Annotated in this window: 21 protein-coding genes; 3 read left to right on the top strand and 18 right to left on the bottom strand. The window is 30.0% G+C overall.

Annotated features, from left to right (window positions below; translation table 11 throughout):
• Positions 1-74 precede the first annotated feature (74 nt).
• The 8 genes from JK634_RS03470 to pta all read right to left on the bottom strand — a co-directional run bounded on the left by JK634_RS03470 (position 75) and on the right by pta (position 6,423).
• On the bottom strand, positions 75-1,118 hold the full coding sequence (locus JK634_RS03470; RefSeq protein WP_202766232.1) for an elongator complex protein 3: 1,044 nt from the start codon (positions 1,116-1,118) through the stop codon (positions 75-77).
• On the bottom strand, positions 1,111-1,800 hold the full coding sequence (rnc, locus tag JK634_RS03465) for a ribonuclease III (protein ID WP_202766231.1): 690 nt from the start codon (positions 1,798-1,800) through the stop codon (positions 1,111-1,113). The genes JK634_RS03470 and rnc overlap by 8 nt, the downstream gene beginning before the upstream one ends.
• A 98-nt stretch (positions 1,801-1,898) precedes the next feature.
• Positions 1,899-2,129: an acyl carrier protein gene (gene acpP, locus JK634_RS03460; RefSeq protein ID WP_202766230.1), complete on the bottom strand. Its 231-nt coding sequence runs from the start codon at positions 2,127-2,129 to the stop codon at positions 1,899-1,901.
• 103 nt (positions 2,130-2,232) lie between these two features.
• The gene (plsX, locus tag JK634_RS03455) at positions 2,233-3,231 is read right to left on the bottom strand and encodes a phosphate acyltransferase PlsX (protein ID WP_202766229.1); all 999 of its coding nucleotides are present in this window, start codon (positions 3,229-3,231) and stop codon (positions 2,233-2,235) included.
• A 121-nt stretch (positions 3,232-3,352) separates the two neighbouring features.
• Positions 3,353-3,535 (bottom strand): 50S ribosomal protein L32, encoded by a 183-nt coding sequence (gene rpmF, locus JK634_RS03450; RefSeq protein WP_202766228.1) that lies wholly within the window; start codon positions 3,533-3,535, stop codon positions 3,353-3,355.
• A 12-nt stretch (positions 3,536-3,547) separates the two neighbouring features.
• A complete protein-coding gene (locus JK634_RS03445) occupies positions 3,548-4,045 on the bottom strand; it encodes a YceD family protein (RefSeq protein ID WP_202766227.1) in 498 nt (165 codons plus the stop codon).
• Between the two features lie 163 nt (positions 4,046-4,208).
• Complete coding sequence (locus JK634_RS03440) at positions 4,209-5,399, bottom strand: acetate/propionate family kinase (protein WP_202766226.1); 1,191 nt, start codon at positions 5,397-5,399, stop codon at positions 4,209-4,211.
• Positions 5,400-5,421: 22 nt separating this feature from the next.
• On the bottom strand, positions 5,422-6,423 hold the full coding sequence (gene pta / locus JK634_RS03435; protein WP_202766225.1) for a phosphate acetyltransferase: 1,002 nt from the start codon (positions 6,421-6,423) through the stop codon (positions 5,422-5,424).
• A 205-nt stretch (positions 6,424-6,628) separates the two neighbouring features.
• On the opposite strand from pta, the gene JK634_RS03430 reads away from it, so the two are divergent.
• Positions 6,629-7,861: a nucleotidyltransferase gene (locus tag JK634_RS03430; protein ID WP_202766224.1), complete on the top strand. Its 1,233-nt coding sequence runs from the start codon at positions 6,629-6,631 to the stop codon at positions 7,859-7,861.
• 87 nt (positions 7,862-7,948) lie between these two features.
• Positions 7,949-8,989: a sporulation integral membrane protein YlbJ gene (gene ylbJ, locus JK634_RS03425; RefSeq protein ID WP_202766223.1), complete on the top strand. Its 1,041-nt coding sequence runs from the start codon at positions 7,949-7,951 to the stop codon at positions 8,987-8,989.
• On the opposite strand, the gene JK634_RS03420 is transcribed toward ylbJ, so the two are convergent.
• The 6 genes from JK634_RS03420 to JK634_RS03395 all read right to left on the bottom strand — a co-directional run bounded on the left by JK634_RS03420 (position 8,973) and on the right by JK634_RS03395 (position 14,777).
• Entirely contained in the window at positions 8,973-9,512 is a 540-nt protein-coding gene (locus JK634_RS03420) for an ATP synthase subunit B family protein (RefSeq protein ID WP_202766222.1), read from the bottom strand. The genes ylbJ and JK634_RS03420 overlap by 17 nt on opposite strands.
• 11 nt (positions 9,513-9,523) lie before the next feature.
• Positions 9,524-10,006 carry a pantetheine-phosphate adenylyltransferase gene (gene coaD / locus JK634_RS03415; protein WP_202766221.1) on the bottom strand — a complete coding sequence of 161 codons (483 nt, stop codon included), beginning with the start codon at positions 10,004-10,006 and terminating at the stop codon, positions 9,524-9,526.
• A 1-nt stretch (position 10,007) separates the two neighbouring features.
• Positions 10,008-10,565: a 16S rRNA (guanine(966)-N(2))-methyltransferase RsmD gene (gene rsmD, locus JK634_RS03410; protein ID WP_202766220.1), complete on the bottom strand. Its 558-nt coding sequence runs from the start codon at positions 10,563-10,565 to the stop codon at positions 10,008-10,010.
• A gap of 66 nt (positions 10,566-10,631) precedes the next feature.
• Positions 10,632-12,665 carry an ATP-dependent DNA helicase RecG gene (recG, locus tag JK634_RS03405; protein ID WP_202766219.1) on the bottom strand — a complete coding sequence of 678 codons (2,034 nt, stop codon included), beginning with the start codon at positions 12,663-12,665 and terminating at the stop codon, positions 10,632-10,634.
• A gap of 122 nt (positions 12,666-12,787) precedes the next feature.
• Complete coding sequence (locus JK634_RS03400; protein ID WP_202766218.1) at positions 12,788-14,416, bottom strand: DAK2 domain-containing protein; 1,629 nt, start codon at positions 14,414-14,416, stop codon at positions 12,788-12,790.
• Between the two features lie 13 nt (positions 14,417-14,429).
• Positions 14,430-14,777: an Asp23/Gls24 family envelope stress response protein gene (locus JK634_RS03395; protein ID WP_202766217.1), complete on the bottom strand. Its 348-nt coding sequence runs from the start codon at positions 14,775-14,777 to the stop codon at positions 14,430-14,432.
• A 195-nt stretch (positions 14,778-14,972) separates the two neighbouring features.
• On the opposite strand from JK634_RS03395, the gene rpmB reads away from it, so the two are divergent.
• Positions 14,973-15,164, top strand: a complete 192-nt coding sequence (gene rpmB, locus JK634_RS03390) for a 50S ribosomal protein L28 (RefSeq protein WP_202766216.1) — start codon at positions 14,973-14,975, stop codon at positions 15,162-15,164.
• Positions 15,165-15,302: 138 nt separating this feature from the next.
• Here the strand turns inward: rpmB and spoVM are convergent, their stop codons facing one another.
• The 4 genes from spoVM to rsgA are packed head-to-tail and all read right to left on the bottom strand — an operon-like array spanning position 15,303 to position 17,577.
• Positions 15,303-15,374 carry a stage V sporulation protein SpoVM gene (gene spoVM / locus JK634_RS20700; protein ID WP_373689038.1) on the bottom strand — a complete coding sequence of 24 codons (72 nt, stop codon included), beginning with the start codon at positions 15,372-15,374 and terminating at the stop codon, positions 15,303-15,305.
• Positions 15,375-15,432: 58 nt separating this feature from the next.
• The gene (locus JK634_RS03380; RefSeq protein ID WP_202766215.1) at positions 15,433-16,068 is read right to left on the bottom strand and encodes a thiamine diphosphokinase; all 636 of its coding nucleotides are present in this window, start codon (positions 16,066-16,068) and stop codon (positions 15,433-15,435) included.
• Between the two features lies 1 nt (position 16,069).
• Positions 16,070-16,720 carry a ribulose-phosphate 3-epimerase gene (rpe, locus tag JK634_RS03375; RefSeq protein ID WP_202766214.1) on the bottom strand — a complete coding sequence of 217 codons (651 nt, stop codon included), beginning with the start codon at positions 16,718-16,720 and terminating at the stop codon, positions 16,070-16,072.
• Entirely contained in the window at positions 16,714-17,577 is an 864-nt protein-coding gene (rsgA, locus tag JK634_RS03370; protein WP_202766213.1) for a ribosome small subunit-dependent GTPase A, read from the bottom strand. Before rsgA ends, rpe begins: the two co-directional genes overlap by 7 nt.
• Positions 17,578-17,671 lie beyond the last annotated feature (94 nt).

The following is a 17,671-nucleotide window of genomic DNA, read 5'->3' as shown; positions in this document are numbered from 1 at the left end:
GTCGTGTAAAATGCCTTTAATTAATTATTTCTAGTTTATTAAGGCTATTATACACAACTACTATGTATTAAAGTTTATAAATTAATTTTAAATTCATTTGCACCAGATTTTATAATTATTGACTCTCTATCTATAGCTGAATCTTGAACTACATTAATATTTATATCTTTTAATTTAGAATTTAAATCATTAAAATATTTCTTCTTATCAGCATATAACTTAGATAAGTTTTTTGGATTTATTAGAATGTCAAATGAGCTTGAACTGATATGTTCTTTTGCAATTGACAGTAAATTTTCTTCTAATATACTTGCTTCAACCAATTCCCTAAACGCTGGGTGAAATGGACCCGCGATTATATCTTTTCCTAAAGTAATGTTTTCTGTAGGCTGAAGTCCTATTCTTATAACCTTAACATCATTGCTTTTATATTCTTTAAAAACAATCTTTGAAGCTTCTACTGCTTCCTCTAATGTATATGGTATAAATGTTCCTCTTTTATACATTATTTCCATTGGAGTATCTTTTATTACTAATGCAGGATATATTCTTGCAATATCCGGTTTCATCTCTATTGAATCTCTAACACTTTGAATATCTCTATCTAAAGTATCTCCTGGAAGTCCAATCATCAATTGATGACCTAATGTAAACCCATAATCCTTAATCAAACGAGAGGCATTTTCCACATCTTCTTTTGAATGTCCTCTCCCTGAAAGTTTCAACACATCATCAATAAGAGATTGTACCCCAAGTTCAATAATATCTACTCCATATTCTTTTAGATAGTCCAGTATATATTCATTTATATAATCGGGACGAGTACTTAATCTAATCTTATCTATCAAGCCTTTATCTTTATAGTGTTTTGCAACCTCAAGCAATTCTTTTTGATTTTCTTCTCTAATTGCAGTAAAAGTTCCTCCGAAAAAGGATACTTCCACCGTTGAGTTATTACTATTTATTGTTTCAAGGTACTCATCAATAGTCTTTATAGCAATATCCCTAGTTACTCTTTCACTCTCACCAGTTATTCTTGATTGATTGCAAAAAACACAATTATGCGGACACCCTTCGTGTGGAACAAACAAAGGAATGATATAATAATTTTTACCCATTTCTTGCCTCCAAGTTTTCTAAAGCCTTTCTAGCAGCATTTTGTTCTGCTTCCTTCTTTGAGTATCCTTCACCTGAACCGAAATTTTCATTATTGATAAATACATCTATAAAGAATTTTCTTCTATGGGGAGGTCCTTCAAATTTAATTAGATGATAAGAAATTTCCACCTCACCTTTTTTCTGAAGCAACTCTTGCAATCGTGTTTTGAAATCTAAAATAATTTCATTTTTAATAGCCATCTTTATAATTGGATCAAAGTTAATTAAAATAAAATTTTTAGCCACTTCTAAACCTTTATCTAAATAGATTGCTGCGATTACAGCTTCCACAGCATCAGCTAAAAGCGAAGCTCTTTCACGACCACCCGTCAATTCCTCACCTTTACTCATTCTAATAAAGGAAGATAATTCTAAGGTCTTAGCAATTTGGAAAAGTGAATTTTCACAAACTATTAAACTTCTTATCTTAGTTAACTCTCCTTCACTTTTATGACTATATTTTTTAAATAAGTACTCAGTTATAGTCAACTGTAATACAGAGTCTCCTAAGAATTCAAGTCTTTCATTATGATCAACATTTTTGTATTGGTGAGCAAAAGAGGAATGTGTAAGGGCTGTTCTTAAAAAATTCTCATCAGCGAAAAAAATTTCAATCTTTTTTTCAAAGTTCATTAACTCCATATTATCTCTCCTCGAAGTATATTCTTCAAGTTGTTCATTTAACAAATTCAAGAATACACTAGTTTAAAATTAAAATCCCGCAATTTGCGGGATCTTATTTATTCATCACCCTGTGCTTTAATGTAGTTAACTACATCTCCTACAGTTGTAAACTTCTCAGCATCTTCATCAGGAATTTCCATTTCTAATTCATCTTCTAATGCCATAATTAATTCAACTATATCAAGTGAATCAGCTCCTAAATCTTCTATAAAAGATGATTCCATAGTAATGTCATCAACATTAACACTTAACTTATCAGCTATAATTTCTTTAATTTTCTCAAACATAATTTCACCTCCACTTCCGTCTACTTAGATAATATTATATATATTTTTTGACGTCAATATTCTAAATTAGAATATGTTGTTATTTTAATAATATAAAAGTATTTTACCTATTTATTTTTTCAATTTCTATTTTTATCTTAGATAAAATATCATTTTCATAGAAAATTTTTGCTTGCCTTATTGCGTTTTTGAATGCTTTACCATCAGAACTTCCATGTGCCTTGATACAAATTCCTTGAACTCCTAAAAAAGGTGCACCACCTTCTTCTTTATAATCAAACTTTTTTTGAAGTTTTTTAAAGACAGGAAGTAAAAATAAAGCACCAATTTTACCAATGGTTGAGGCTTTTATTTCATCTTTAAGCATATTTAAAAGTGTTGAAGCAACGCCTTCATAAGTTTTAAGTAATGTATTTCCTACAAATCCATCACATACTAATACATTAACATCACCCTTTGGTGCTTCTCTTGGCTCAACATTTCCTACAAAATTAATATCTGTATTTTTCAAAAGTGGATAGGCAGCTTTTGTAAGCTCGTTACCTTTTTCTTCTTCAGTACCTATATTAATTAATCCAACTGATGGTTCATTAACTCCAGTAACACTTTTATAGTATACCTTTCCCATAAGTGCAAATTGTGGAAGATAGTGTGGTTTTGAGTCAACGTTTGCACCAGCATCAATAACCATAAAGTTGCCATTCTTTCCAGGCATAATTGGAGCTAGTACAGGTCTTTCAATCCCTGGAATCCTTCCAACTATCAAAGTACACCCTGCTAAAAATGCTCCTGTGCTACCAGCTGATATTATGCCATCACAATCACCAGACTTAACAAGATTTAGTGCTTTTACCATACTTGAATCTTTTTTCTTCCTTAAAGCCATAACTGGATGCTCATTAGGGGAAATTACTTCAGTAGCATCAACTACTTTTATTTTTGATTTATCATAAGTGTAATTTTCCAATTCCTTTGTTAGTTTTTCAGCTGGACCAGTAATGTAGATCTCAATATCTGAAAAAGCCTTTATTGCTTCAACAGCACCCTCAACTACAGCTTTAGGAGCATTGTCTCCGCCCATTCCATCAATAACAAATTTCATAAACCACACCCCATTTTTAAGAATTATAAAATAAATTGCATTTAATAATTTAAAAGACAAGGCTGTATAAATGCAATTTATTAAAATTCACTATAAAGAAAAGAAAGTCATAAGACTTTCTTTAATTTTCAGAAGCTACAACTTCTTTACCTTTGTAATATCCGCATTTTTTACATACTCTATGAGCAAGTTTCATTTCATGACATTGTGGACATTCAACTATGCCAGGTAAGCTTAGTTTGAAAGTTTGTGCTCTTCTTGAATCTCTTTTAGCTCTGTAAGTTTTTCTAGCTGGATTTCCCATTGCTACACCTCCTTATTCTGTGAAAAAGTTCTTTAAGGCTTCTAATCTGTAATCAACTTCATAAGTTTCACAATTACATGTGCTCTTATTAAGATTGGTTCCACAATTTAAACAAAGCCCTTTACAACTCTCACTGCAAAGTCTCTTAATAGGCAAGGTTGATATAATATCATTTATAACTACTTCGGTGATATCTAAGTTATCACCTTCAATGAAGGTTATGCCTTCATCTTCTATAGTAGATTTATTTGTAAACTTCTCTTCAATAGTTAAATCTATTGGGAATGAAAAGTTTTCTAAACACCTGGAACATGAAGCTTCTAGAACTGTATTAACCTCTAGAGTAAGCTCTAATATATCTCCATATGCCTTAACTAATCCACTAACCTTAATGGATTCTAAAGGAGTAAATATCTCCCCTTCAAAATTAAATGGTTCATGAGTAAATTCAAAGCTAATATTCTTAACCTTATCATTTTTACTTGATAAATCTAAAAGATTAATAATCATAAATAAGACTCTGGAATTTCTTCCTCACACCCATAAGGTGCATTATGTTTTACATAGCTTGAGTCAAAGCTTCTTTTCACTCTCCTTAGTTAGAAATTAGTCCATAACCACAATTTATTATATAGAGGAGATGATTAAAAGTCAAGGGTACTTGGCAAATATTTTAAAGAAATGCTAAAGTATCCTTTGCAATCATAAGCTCTTCATTAGTAGGAATTAAGAAAGCTTTAACCTTAGATTCAGGTTTTGTAATCTCAGTTAATTTACCTCTAACCTTATTTGCTGACGCATCAAATTGAACACCTAAGAAATCTAAACCTTCTAAAATGCTCTCTCTCATTTCTGGTGAGTTTTCACCTACTCCAGCTGTAAATACTATAACGTCTACACCACCCATTATAGCAGCATAAGAACCAATATATTGTTTAACTCTGTATGCAAACATATCAAGAGCTAAGATAGATCTATGCTCATTTCTGTTCCATGCAGCATCTTCTACATCTCTAAAGTCTGAGCTTACGCCTGAAACTCCAAGTATACCTGACTTTTTATTTAAAATTTCATCTACTTGTTCTGCAGTATACCCTGCTTCTTTAATTAAGTATGTAATTACTGCTGCATCTATATTTCCAGTTCTAGTACCCATTACTAATCCTTCTAATGGTGTGAATCCCATAGAAGTATCAACTGATTCACCGTTTTTAACAGCGGCAACAGATGCACCATTACCTAAATGACAAGTTATGATTTTAAGATCTTTAATATCTTTTCCTAAAGCTTCTGCAGCTTTTAATGATACATATCTATGTGAAGTTCCATGGAATCCGTATTTTCTAATATGTTTTTCTTCATATAATTCATATGGAATTGCATATAAATACGCTTTTTCTGGCATAGTTTGATGGAAAGCTGTATCAAAAACAACAACCATAGGTGTATTTGGCATAAGTGCTTTACAAGCATTAATTCCAATTATATTTGGTGGGTTATGAAGTGGTGCTAGCTTAGCACAATCTTCTAAATCTTTCATTACTTGGTCAGTAATTAAAACAGATTTAGCATATTTTTCTCCACCATGAACAACTCTATGTCCAACTGCTTGGATTTCGTCCATTGATTTAATAACGCCATGAACATCATTTACTAAAGCATCTAAAACAAGCTTAATAGCATCCGTATGATCTTTCATTGGTGATTCAACAACATATTTTTCACCATTAGCTTTTTGAGTTAGTATTGAACCTTCAATTCCGATTCTCTCAACTAATCCAGTTGCTAATGAATCCTCAGTTTTCATATCTATTAATTGATATTTTAAAGATGAACTTCCACAGTTAATTACTAATATATTCATAGTACAATCTCTCCTTGTGCAATTATTTATTTGTTATTGCTTGAACAGCAGTAAGCGCTACAACATTCACTATATCATCTGAGCTACAACCTCTTGATAAGTCGTTGATAGGTTTAGCAAAACCTTGGCATATAGGGCCTATAGCTTCTGCATTAGCAAATCTTTGAACTAATTTATAACCAATATTTCCAGCTTGTAAATCCGGGAATACTAGTACATTAGCATTACCAGCTACTGGACTGCTTGGTGCCTTTTGATCAGCAACTTTTCTTACAATAGCAGCATCTAATTGCATTTCTCCATCAATTAATAAATCTGGTCTTAATTCTTTAGCTTTAGCAGTCGCAGTTCTTACCTTATCAACAAGTTCATGGTCAGCTGAACCCATAGTTGAGAATGAAAGCATTGCAACCTTTGGATCTATATTACATAATTTTTTAGCTGTATCTGCTGTAGCAATAGCTATTGCTGCTAATTGGTCAGCATTTGGATTAGGATTTACTGCACAGTCAGAGAATAAAAGCATACCACTCTCTCCATACTTAGATCCTGGTACCATCATTATAAAGAAACTTGATACTACTGATACTCCAGGTGCATTTTTTATTATTTGAAGACCTGGTCTTAATAGATCGCCTGTAGTGTGAACAGCTCCTGAAACCATTCCATCTGCATCGTCCATTTTTACCATCATAGTTCCGAAATAAAGTGGATCTCTAACTATTTTTTCAGCTTTTTCTAATGTCATTCCTTTATTTTTTCTTATTTCATAGAATGCATTAATGTAATCATGAAGTTTTGCTGAAGTCTCAGGATCTTCAATAGATATTCCATCTAAATTTACTCCTATACTTTCAGCTTTCTCCTTTATTTTACTAACGTTACCAACAAGGATTACATCAGCGAGCCCAAGTTCTTTTATTTTTTGAGCTGCTACGACTGTTCTTTCCTCGTCTCCTTCTGGAAGGACAATTCTTTTTCTATCTGTTTTTGCCATCTCCCATATTTTTTTCATAAGTTCCATGTTCATTTCTCCTTTCAAAGCGTAGATATACTACACCTTATAATATACTCCTATTCATATAAGCATTTCAATATTTTAAAGATAAAAAATGCCTAGATTATTATAATTTAATTATTATAAATAATATTAATTTTCTAACAATTTAATATGATTTTGATATTTTATAGAATTATAATGTATAATACCTATTGTAAGAGGTGAAATTATGAAAATTGCTGGAATTATAACTGAATATAATCCCTTTCATTTAGGGCATAAATTGCATTTAGAAAAAACAAAAAAATTGACAAATTGTGATGCTGTAGTTTGTTTAATGAGCGGCCATTTTGTTCAAAGAGGTGCGCCAGCCATAATTGATAAATGGTCTAGAGCCCAAATGGCATTGGATAATGGTATAGATCTTATATTAGAACTTCCAACAGTTTATGCTGTATCTTCAGCAGAATTTTTTGCATCTGGCGCAGTTTCTATACTAAACTCACTTAATGTAATAGATTCAATTGCTTTTGGAAGTGAATGTGGAGATATTAATTTACTAATCCAAATATCTTCTATACTATCAAACGAAAGTAACGAATTTAAAGAAACTATAAAGAAATTTTTAAATGAAGGATATCCTGTTGCAGTTTCAAGGAGTAAAGCAATACTAGAAATTATGCAAAGTTTAAATTTATCTTATGATGAAGACTATTTAAAGAAACAACTAAATTCATCAAACAATATACTTGGTATAGAATATTTAAAAGCAATACTTAGACTTAAAAGCAATATAATACCTTACACTTTTAAAAGGGAAGGTGCATTATATAATGATAAGGAATTAAATAAGGATTTTTCCTCTGCTTCATCAATAAGAAATTACCTTAAGGCAAATAACGTTGTTGATGATTTAAAAGCTCATCTTCCAATGGAATCATATAATATTTTAAGTAAACTTTCATTAGAAAATTATGATTTCGCCTTTGAAGAAAAGATCTTTTCATATGTTAAATATAAAATATTGACTGATCCAAAATCCTTAAGCTTAATTCCAGATGCCTCTGAGGGACTAGATAATAAAATAATAAATGAACTTCAGAATTCAAATAACTTAAATGAATTAATATTGAACTGCAAAAGCAAAAGATATACTTATACTAGAATAAGCAGAATTTTAGCCCAATTTTTTATCGGCCTTGAGAAGTATCCTCTAACGGAACTGAGAAAAAAACAGCCTGATAAGGTAAGAATTCTAGGGTTAAATCAAAAAGGTGCTGAAATAATTAAACGAATTAAAAAAGAGAGTTCAATTGAATTAATAAATAAACCTAAAAAACCTTTTAGTGATATCTACACAATAGATATTCAAGCATCAAAAGCTTATAGTTTAATTTGCAAAAATATAAAAATGGATAACGAGTTTAAGCAGTCACCACTAATTAAAATGAATGAAATATAAAATAATAAAGGTTAATTAGAATATTCCCACTTAATATTCTAATTAGATACTAAACATAATATAAATACTATATATGGGGGTGTTCTTATGTATAGTATTTATATTTTATATGGATTAATAATCATCTTAACGATTTCGTTAATCATTCAAATAAAGGGAAAAATAACAATAATGCCAACTGTATTATTGTCTATTTTAATAATATATTTTTTACTAAATCCCAAGCTATGTATAGATGCATCTTTAAAAGGTGCTGAATTATTTGTACAAGCTGTTTTACCTACAGTCCTTCCTTTTATGGTTCTATGTAATTTGCTTATTGCTTATGGTGGAATCTCAGTATACAGTAAGTTATTTGGTAGATTTTTATGCACTCCTTTTAAATTGAGTAAAAACTGTAGTTTTCCCATTATAGCAAGTATTATTTGTGGCAATCCTATTGGTGCTAAATATTCATCTGAACTATATGAAAAAGGACATGTTCAATTTGATGAATATGTAAGATTAATATCTATAGCGTCAAATACTGGTCCATTATTTTTAATTGGTTCAGTAGGAAGTGTAATGTTACAAAACAAAACCTATGGATACATACTTATATTAGGAAATTATATTTCAATGATTTTAATAGCATTTATTACTAGAACTAAAACTATTTCTAGCTATAAAAAAAATGATTCCAAAATCAACATAACTGCTAATTTTGGAACCATTTTTAAAAATTCCTTAGAAAATGCCATTATAAGCACCTTAAATATTTCGGGATACATTATAATATTTTCCGTTATTATATCCATAGTAAGTAATTCCTACTTTTTTAATCTCTCATTAAATAGCATAGCTTCGCTTTTTGGTGTTCCATATGAAATAATGAAAGGAACAGTTCTAGGCATGATCGAAATAACTAATGGATGTAAAATTATTTCTTCAAGTAGCCTGTCCATAAATATGAAGTTATGTATTATTAGTTTTCTAACATCTTTTTGTGGTTTTTCAGTTTTAGCACAAATTAGTTCTTTTTGTAGTCAACATGGAGTCAAATTAAAAAAGTATTTTATGTACAAATTACTTCAAGGGAGTTTTGCAACTATTATTACTTATGTATTTTTAACTATTTCATACTTCTAAGCTCTTTAATATTTTCTTTAATAGTTCCACCTATATTTTGCAAAGTACCATCAAGGCCTTGTGCAAATGTTTCTACAGAGGCTTTTAGTTCATTCATAAGGGCCTCTTTTTTTATTTCAACTTGCTTATCTAAATCACTTAAAATTTCATCAGCATAATCTCTAGCACCTAATCTAATAGATTTTGCTTCTCTTTGAGCTTGAGCAATTATTTCTTGAGATCTAACCTTCGCTTCTTTTACGTAATCATGATTTTCTATGTTCTTACGCATTAATTCAGCAGTTTCTTTTCTTGCTGTTTCAAGTTCTACATTGGCTTCTTGTAGTATTCTTTCTCTCTCATTTACAACCCACTGAGCTTTTTTAAATTGATCTGGTAAATAATGAACAATTTGTTCAATTACATCAATCACTTCTTTTTTATCAAGAACTACTTTGCCTGTTATTGGAACCTTAGCAGAATTTTCAACTAAATCTTGTAAGTATTCCAATAGTTCAATAATATTAACATCCATTTTTTCCATTTTAACACCTCTTATAAACTTAGTATTTTTGAGTATACATCATCAATTACCTCATCTGGTACTAATCCCTCAATACGCCCGCCAAATTTAGCTACCTGTTTTACTGCTGAAGAACTTAAATAAGAGTATTGTGCTGAAGTCATCATAAATACAGTCTCGACCTCTGGATCTAACTTATTGTTCATAAGCGCCATTTGAAATTCATATTCAAAATCCGAGAAAGCTCTTAGACCTTTTAAAATTACGCTAGCCTCTTCTTTTTTCATAAAATCAATAAGTAAGCCTTCAAAACATCTTACTTCAACATTTTTATATTTTGCAGTCACCCTTTGTATAAGTTCAACTCTTTCAGGATAGTCAAATAAACCTTTTTTATCTACATTAACTAAGACTCCTACTATAAGCTTATCAAAGACCTTTGATCCTCTTTCGATAATATCTAAATGACCATTTGTAATAGGATCAAAGCTTCCAGGATATACTCCTATTTTCATATTAGTCCTCCTTGTACTTATATAAGCATACAGTAGTATTACCATACTTCCTTGTATCTACTAGCTTAATATCTTTGTATCCATCGCAGATTTCTTCGCTTGTATCAATTTTAGTTACAACGATTCCTTCTGCATGCAGCATATTTTTTTCCTTAACAATTTCTAATGCTTTTGGGATCATATCCTTTAAATAAGGTGGATCAATAAAAATAATATCAAACACCTTATTTTTATCGGCTAAAAAATTCAATGCTGCATAGGCATCTTTATTTAAAGCATGACAAAAATCATCAAATTTTAAAGCTTCAATATTTTGTTTTAGAATTGGAAATGTAACAGGACTTTTATCAACTAGAAATACTTCCTTTGCGCCTCTACTTGCTGCCTCTAAACCAAGAGAACCAGTACCTGCAAATACATCTACAACTGTAGCATCTATTAAATAATTTTGAATAATACTAAACATTGATTCTTTTACACGGTCTAAAGTAGGTCTTGTTTCATATGTGGCTGGAGAAAGTAATTTACGTCCTTTTGCCTTACCTGCTATGATTCTCATATAAGAACCTCCTCCTATTTATTTCTTTAACATTTTAACACACTGATATATTTTCTACAATTTAATTTAATTAAAACATATATATTTACTGCTATTTTTTAGGGTTTTAAGTATTTCCATACACAAATTCTTATATTCTATATCATTACATAAAATAGCATTTTTAGCCTCATAATTTGCATATTTTAATATGCTAATATCTTCTATAATATCTGCAAGAAGCAAATCTGTTTCTCCACTTTGGCTATATCCAAACATCTCACCTGAACCTCTAATTTTAAGATCTTCTTCTGCTATATAGAATCCATCATTACTTGAAACCATTATCTCCATTCTTCTTTTAGTTACAGGATTTTTTGCATTTCCTATTAGTATACATTGAGACTCAAATTCTCCTCTTCCTACTCTACCTCTTAACTGATGTAATTGAGCTAATCCAAATCTTTCAGAGTTTTCGATAATCATTATTGTTGCATTTGGAACATTCACTCCAACTTCTATTACTGTAGTAGAAATCAAGAGTTTAACTTCATTATTTTTAAAAGCATTTATAATGCTATCTTTTTCTTTTGAAGGCATTTTGCCATGAAGTATTCTTATTTCTGTTTCTTTAAATATTCCATGGGATAATTCATTATAGACTTTTTCAACAGAGTTTAAATTTCCCTTCTCATCTTCTTCAATAAGAGGACAAACAATATATGCTTGGCGCCCTTTATCAATTTCTTCTTTAGCAAGTCTATATGCAAAATTTCTTTTTTCCATAGAATAAAAGCTGGTTTTGATTTCTTTTCTTCCTGGTGGTAGCTCATCAATTACTGATACTTCTAAATCAGAATAAAGATATAACGCTAGAGTTCTTGGTATCGGAGTTGCACTCATTACCATGCAATCAACTTCTTTACCCTTATTAATTAACTTACTTCTTTGTTCTACACCAAATCTATGTTGCTCATCAGTTACTATAAAACCTAAATTTCCGAACTCTACATCTTCTTGTATTAAAGCGTGTGTTCCTACTACAATTAATGGTTCATTGCTTTTTATTTTTTCTTTTATTCTTAACTTTTCTTTATTAGTTGTACTTCCAGTTAATAATTCAATATCTACATTAAAATCACCTAGTAATTTTTGTGCTTCTACAAAATGTTGATTAGCTAAAATCTCTGTTGGAGCCATTAACACGCTTTGATAGCCATTTTTATAAACGTTAAACATAGCAATTAATGCTACAATGGTTTTTCCACTTCCTACATCCCCTTGAACTAATCTATTCATCGGAATCTTTTTCTTCTGATCTAAAAGAATTTCTCTTACAACCTTACTTTGTGCGTTAGTTAAGCTGTAGGGTAGTTTCTCTTTTAACTTTACTAACTCCTCGCTCATAGTAAATTCAATTCCTGTAGAATTATTCTTCAAATGATATTTTAACATTGATAATTTTAGTGAAAATGTAAATAATTCTTGAAACTTTAGTCTATCTGTAGCCTTTTTCAAGATATCTTTTTCAGTTGGAAAGTGTATATTTCTTATACTTTCATCTAATGATGAAAGTTTATATTTCTCAATTATCTCTTTTGGTAAGTTATCTTTAATCTTTATAGAAAATAAGATTTGATTAATTAACTTAACAATAACAGCATTATTAATATCACCTTTTAAGTGATATTTAGGTATGATTTGGGACTTTAAGGTTTCATTAGTAGTAACTAAAGGATTTACAACCTCAAGAACATCTTTATTCTTCTTAAATTTACCTAAAAGATTATATTCTTTACCGATAATAAAATTTCTTTTTATGTAAGGTTGATTAAACCATATTCCTAAAACTATTTGATTTTCATATTTAAAAATGACGGTAGATAATATTTTGCGATTTTTAGTACGAACATCACTTTTAAATCCAGTTACTGTGCAAGTAAGAATTTGCTTCTCTTCTTTATTCATATCTTCAACACTTTTATTTCCGTTAACAAATTCATAATCTCTAGGAAAGTATAAAAGTAAATCCATTATTGAAAATATGCCACATTTATTTAGTTTTTCTTTTAGTTTTGGCCCTACTCCTTTTAAAGTAGAGATATCACTATATAGGTTCATTTTTCCTCCTAAAAATAGGCCTCAAGATTTTTTAAAAGAAAAAAGCGACATGGTCGCTTTTCCCTTTAAAATATATGCATAAGGCTTAATAAAACCCTATTAAGTCTTTTGATAAAATACGCTTACTCAACTGACATAATGAAATAGTAAAGAGGTTGATCTCCACTATATAATTGGATATCTAAATCTTCATACTTTTCTTCTAATGCAGAAACAAACTCCTCAGCTTTTTCTTTAGTAATTTCCTCACCATAAAATAAAGTAATTAACTCAGAATCTTCGTCAACCATGTTACTAAGAACTTCTTCTGTAACTTTAAATATATCTTCTCCAACTTGATTGATTTTTCCTTCTAAAAGTCCAAGTATATTTCCTTCTCTTATCTCTATACCATCCATTTCAGTATCTCTAACAGCATAAGTAATTGAAGCTGATTTAACCATACCTAATGCTTCTATCATAGCTGCTTCATTTTCTTCTACATTAGCTTCAGGATTGAACATTGTAATTGCTGTTATTCCTTGAGGAATAGTTTTTGAGGCAATTACACGAACATCTTTATCTGAAATTTCTGCAGCTTGTGTAGCGGCCATTTGAATATTCTTATTATTTGGTAAAATAAAAATGTGTTCTGCATTTATCTTGTTTATTGCTTCAACCATATCCTGTGTAGAAGGGTTCATAGTTTGACCACCTTCTATTATATAATCAACGCCTAAGTCTTTAAAAATATCACTGATACCGCTTCCCATAGCAACTGAAATAAATCCATATTCTTTATTTTCAGCAACGGATGCAACTTCTTCTTCACCTTCTGAAGATTCATTTAATAAACTCCTATGCTCTTCTCTCATGTTATCAATTTTAATTTTAGATAATTCTCCAAATTGAACAGCATGAGAAAGAACTGCACCTGGATCATTAGAATGAATATGAACTTTAATTACATCCTCATAACCAACTACAATCATTGAATCCCCAAGAGAAGATATCTTTTCTTTTAAAATATTAGCTTTAGATGCATCACCCAATACAATAAATTCAGTACAATATCCAAATTTAATATCTTGACTTACAAGTTCTTGAGCTTTTACATTCGCAGCTGGAGCTTTACTTACTGCACCTATTGTTGGTTTTATATCTTCAGCTAAAGCTTCATACATTCCTTTTAATATTATAAGTAGTCCCATTCCACCAGAATCTACAACCTTAGCTTGTTTTAATGCTGGAAGCATATCTGGAGTTTTATTAAGCATTATTTCAGAGGCTTTGCATATTTCATTCATAAGTGAAGTTATATCACTTTGAGAAGATGCTACTGCTGATTCTGCAGCTGCTCTAATAATAGTTAATATTGTTCCTTCAGTTGGCTTCATAACAGCCTTATACGCTGCTTTAGAACCTTCTTGAAATGCAATAGAAAGTTCTTTTGAAGATACCTCAGTCTTACCCTCTAAACCTTTTGATATTCCTCTTAAGATTTGAGATAGAATAACACCTGAGTTACCTCTAGCTCCCATAAGGGCACCTTTAGCTAATTTTTTAGAAACCTCTCCAATATTATCTGAATTTATATTTTCAATTTCTTTTGCAGCAGCTTTAAATGTCATTGACATATTTGTACCTGTATCTCCATCTGGAACTGGAAAGACGTTTAGAGAGTTTACATAGTCGCTTTGCTCCTCTAGTTTATTACTAGCATGTATAACCATGCGATAAAATTCATGTCCGTTAATTTTAGTATACTTCATTGTATATTACCTCCTAGACCCTAACTGCCTGAACGTTAACAGTTATAGAAGAGACCTTTAATCCTGTGTAGTTCTCAACATTATACTTGATCTTTTGTATTATATTATTTGAAATAGTTGATATATTAGTTCCGTATTCTATCATTACGAAAACCTCTACATCTAATTTCTCATCCTTATAAGAAATCTTAACGCCTTTACTTAAGTTCTCAATTCTAATTAATTCCCAAAAACCTTCACTAGCATTTTTAGAAACCATACCTACTACGCCATAACATTCCATTGTAGATAGGCCAACAATTTTAGAAATGACTTCTTCATTGTATGTTATATTTCCATTATTATTTTCAAATCCTAACATATAATTATCCTCCTAATCATTATCCATATAGTATATTCTATATTAATTAATTACATTATTCAAGGATTTCATTTCCTTTCTTCTTCTTCTTTCCATTTTATTTGATAAATTACTTGATTTTTATATAAACTCTATGCTAAAATATAAAGGTCTTATTTAGAAGCCTATCTTCATGAAGCAGGGAGGTGTTTTCGGATGTCAAGAAAGTGTGAAGTTTGCAATAAGGGTGTTATCGCTGGAGTACAATTCAGCCATTCTCATAGACAATCTAAGAGAACTTGGGCTCCAAACATAAAAAAGATTAAAGCTATAGTTAATGGAACTCCAAAAACTGTACATGTTTGTACTAGATGCCTTAGATCAGGAAAAGTTCAAAGAGCTATTTAGTATAGAAAGCGTCAATTGGCGCTTTTTTTCTTTGCAGAAAAAAGAGATGGTATTACCATCTCTTTTTTTGAATTGTAATTTAATTTAAGTAAATTTTAGCCCTACTCTTAAGTAAAATTTTATGTTCTTGCCCTGGTTCTAATGACGTCTATAAAAGATTTTAACTATCTTAGAAAGAAATTTAGGTAGTTTTATTGTAACAATCTTCATTTTACCTCCAAGCATAAATAGTTCTATATTATTCTATGAGGTTTATAAAAAATTGTTACTAATCTTTTGAAAAAAATATTAAAACTAAACCTTTATTAAAAGTAATTTTAATATCTTCATCTAAAAATTCATTTGACACGGTAAGACCATCAAAAGGAATTAGTTTATGGTTAAACAGTTCATATTTAGCTCCATAAATACAAAAGTCTTCAACAACCTTTTCATATGCATAGAAAGAAATAAGTTGTCCTCTTTTTCCTTTAAAAGTCATTGGCTTGTTTGCTAGCTGAATTACATTGTTATTATCAATAATTTTACATAAAATATTATTCTCAATGGCTTTTTTGAGAAGACCTATATTAGAAAACAAATGATCAATTCTTGTTCCAGTACATCCAAGTAGTGTGATATCTGTAGCTTTAAGCTCTATAGCTTTATTAAATGCACTATCAGTATCCGTAAAGTCCTTAATAGGATTATGTTTAATAATATTGACTTTTTTCAATGACAAATCAGCTAAAAAATTTTTATCAATAGAATCAAAATCACCTAATACATAATCAGGTACTATGTTATTAGTTAATAATACCTCAGTCCCTTTATCTGCAGCAATAATGTAGTCAGCCTCTTTAACAGATTCTAATAACAACTCTTTAGAAGGAGGGGTACCTCCTGCAACAATAATTATTTTCATTTTATATACTCTCTCTAAGTAAAGCTATATTTTCTTTAAGTTTTCCATCTTTAAATATAGCTGAACCAGCTACAATTACATTAGCTCCTGCATCAACAACACTTTTAATATTGGTACTATCTATTCCCCCATCTACTTGAATTAATAAATCTTTGTTAGTATTCTCGCTAATTTGTTTTACTTCTTTTACCTTATCAATTGAATAAGAGATGAATTTTTGTCCACCAAAACCTGGGTTAACAGACATTATAAGTACCATATCAAGTGATGGGATTAAGTCTTTAATAAGTGATACAGGCGTTCCAGGATTTAATGAGATTCCTGCTTTAATTCCCTTGCTTTTTATGTAATTAATGGTTCTATCTATATGTTTATCTGCTTCATAATGAATTGTAATTAAATCAGCTCCAGCAGAAATAAAATCATCAATGAATTTAGAAGGTTCATCTATCATTAAATGTAAATCAAAAACCTTTTTAGTGTAGCTTCTAATTGCTTTTATTACTGGCATACCAAAGGTAATGTTTGGAACAAAACTACCATCCATCACATCTATATGTATAAAATCTGCTCCAGCCTCATCTACTTTTCTAACTTCTTCTCCTAATTTAGCAAAATCTGCTGATAAAATTGAAGGTGCTATTTTTACCATTTGTTTTTCCTCCCTATTTCTTCTAATGTCTTAATATAAAAATCGTATCTAAATTCATTTATTTTTCCTTCTTCTAAAGCTTTTTTAACTGCACAATTTGGTTCTTTATGATGCACACAACCTGTAAATTTGCAATTATCATTGTATTCCTCAAAATCAGGGAAGTAGTACATTAATTTTTCTTTTTCTATAAAAGATATATCTAAAGTTGAAAATCCCGGTGTATCAACCACATATCCATTTTCAATTGTTAGTAATTCACTATGTCTTGTTGTATGTTTTCCTCTACCTATCTTTTCACTAACTTCTCCAGTTTCCATTTTTGTTTCTTGACTAAATACATTGATTAATGTAGATTTTCCAGCTCCTGATGGACCACATAAAACAGTAACATTATCATTTAATCTTTCATTTAATTCCGAGATTCCTTCATTAAACTTTGCTTTGATAAATATTACTTCATAACCTATATTATTAATTTTGGTTTTAATGTACTCTCTTTCTTCACCATTAATTAAATCACTTTTGTTTAAGCATACTATAGCCTTAATATTGTTATATTCGCAAAGCAATAAAAATTTATTTAATAGCTCATAATTAATATCAGGATTCTTAACAGCAAAAACTACAAAAGCCTGAGTTACATTTGCAACTGTTGGTCTAATTAATTCTGAAGTTCTATCATATATCTTCTCAATTACACCTTTATTATTCTCAACTTCAATCTCTACCCAATCGCCCACCATAGGCTTTAAGTCGTTATGTCTAAACTTACCTCTGGCTTTACATTCAATTATTCCTTCATTTGTTTTTATATAATAAAAGCCGCCAATACCTTTAATTATTATTCCCTTCATATATCCTCCAATTATTTTATTCACATATCTATAATAAACACTTTTACTAATAAAATGCAATAAAATAATAAGAATAATAAAAAAGAAAGAGCCT

Origin of the sequence: Clostridium paridis (assembly GCF_016765615.1) — a bacterium.
GTDB lineage: Bacteria > Bacillota > Clostridia > Clostridiales > Clostridiaceae > Clostridium_T > Clostridium_T paridis.
The sequence above is the reverse complement of the archived record's forward strand: the minus strand, read 5'-3'. Positions and strand labels throughout refer to the sequence as shown.

Bases quoted from the DNA above. Each gene is read 5' to 3' on its own strand.
- JK634_RS03440 (WP_202766226.1), bottom strand. From the start codon at position 5,399: ATGAATATATTAGTAATTAACTGTGGAAGTTCATCTTTAAAATATCAA.
- JK634_RS03470 (WP_202766232.1), bottom strand. From the start codon at position 1,118: ATGGGTAAAAATTATTATATCATTCCTTTGTTTGTTCCACACGAAGGG.
- rpmF (WP_202766228.1), bottom strand. From the start codon at position 3,535: ATGGGAAATCCAGCTAGAAAAACTTACAGAGCTAAAAGAGATTCAAGA.
- rsmD (WP_202766220.1), bottom strand. From the start codon at position 10,565: ATGAGAATCATAGCAGGTAAGGCAAAAGGACGTAAATTACTTTCTCCA.
- JK634_RS03430 (WP_202766224.1), top strand. From the start codon at position 6,629: ATGAAAATTGCTGGAATTATAACTGAATATAATCCCTTTCATTTAGGG.
- coaD (WP_202766221.1), bottom strand. From the start codon at position 10,006: ATGAAAATAGGAGTATATCCTGGAAGCTTTGATCCTATTACAAATGGT.
- JK634_RS03380 (WP_202766215.1), bottom strand. From the start codon at position 16,068: ATGAAAATAATTATTGTTGCAGGAGGTACCCCTCCTTCTAAAGAGTTG.
- rpe (WP_202766214.1), bottom strand. From the start codon at position 16,720: ATGGTAAAAATAGCACCTTCAATTTTATCAGCAGATTTTGCTAAATTA.
- recG (WP_202766219.1), bottom strand. From the start codon at position 12,665: ATGAACCTATATAGTGATATCTCTACTTTAAAAGGAGTAGGGCCAAAA.
- JK634_RS03395 (WP_202766217.1), bottom strand. From the start codon at position 14,777: ATGTTAGGATTTGAAAATAATAATGGAAATATAACATACAATGAAGAA.
- rnc (WP_202766231.1), bottom strand. From the start codon at position 1,800: ATGGAGTTAATGAACTTTGAAAAAAAGATTGAAATTTTTTTCGCTGAT.
- JK634_RS03400 (WP_202766218.1), bottom strand. From the start codon at position 14,416: ATGAAGTATACTAAAATTAACGGACATGAATTTTATCGCATGGTTATA.
- pta (WP_202766225.1), bottom strand. From the start codon at position 6,423: ATGGAACTTATGAAAAAAATATGGGAGATGGCAAAAACAGATAGAAAA.
- plsX (WP_202766229.1), bottom strand. From the start codon at position 3,231: ATGAAATTTGTTATTGATGGAATGGGCGGAGACAATGCTCCTAAAGCT.
- ylbJ (WP_202766223.1), top strand. From the start codon at position 7,949: ATGTATAGTATTTATATTTTATATGGATTAATAATCATCTTAACGATT.
- rsgA (WP_202766213.1), bottom strand. From the start codon at position 17,577: ATGAAGGGAATAATAATTAAAGGTATTGGCGGCTTTTATTATATAAAA.
- acpP (WP_202766230.1), bottom strand. From the start codon at position 2,129: ATGTTTGAGAAAATTAAAGAAATTATAGCTGATAAGTTAAGTGTTAAT.
- JK634_RS03445 (WP_202766227.1), bottom strand. From the start codon at position 4,045: ATGATTATTAATCTTTTAGATTTATCAAGTAAAAATGATAAGGTTAAG.
- JK634_RS03420 (WP_202766222.1), bottom strand. From the start codon at position 9,512: ATGGAAAAAATGGATGTTAATATTATTGAACTATTGGAATACTTACAA.
- rpmB (WP_202766216.1), top strand. From the start codon at position 14,973: ATGTCAAGAAAGTGTGAAGTTTGCAATAAGGGTGTTATCGCTGGAGTA.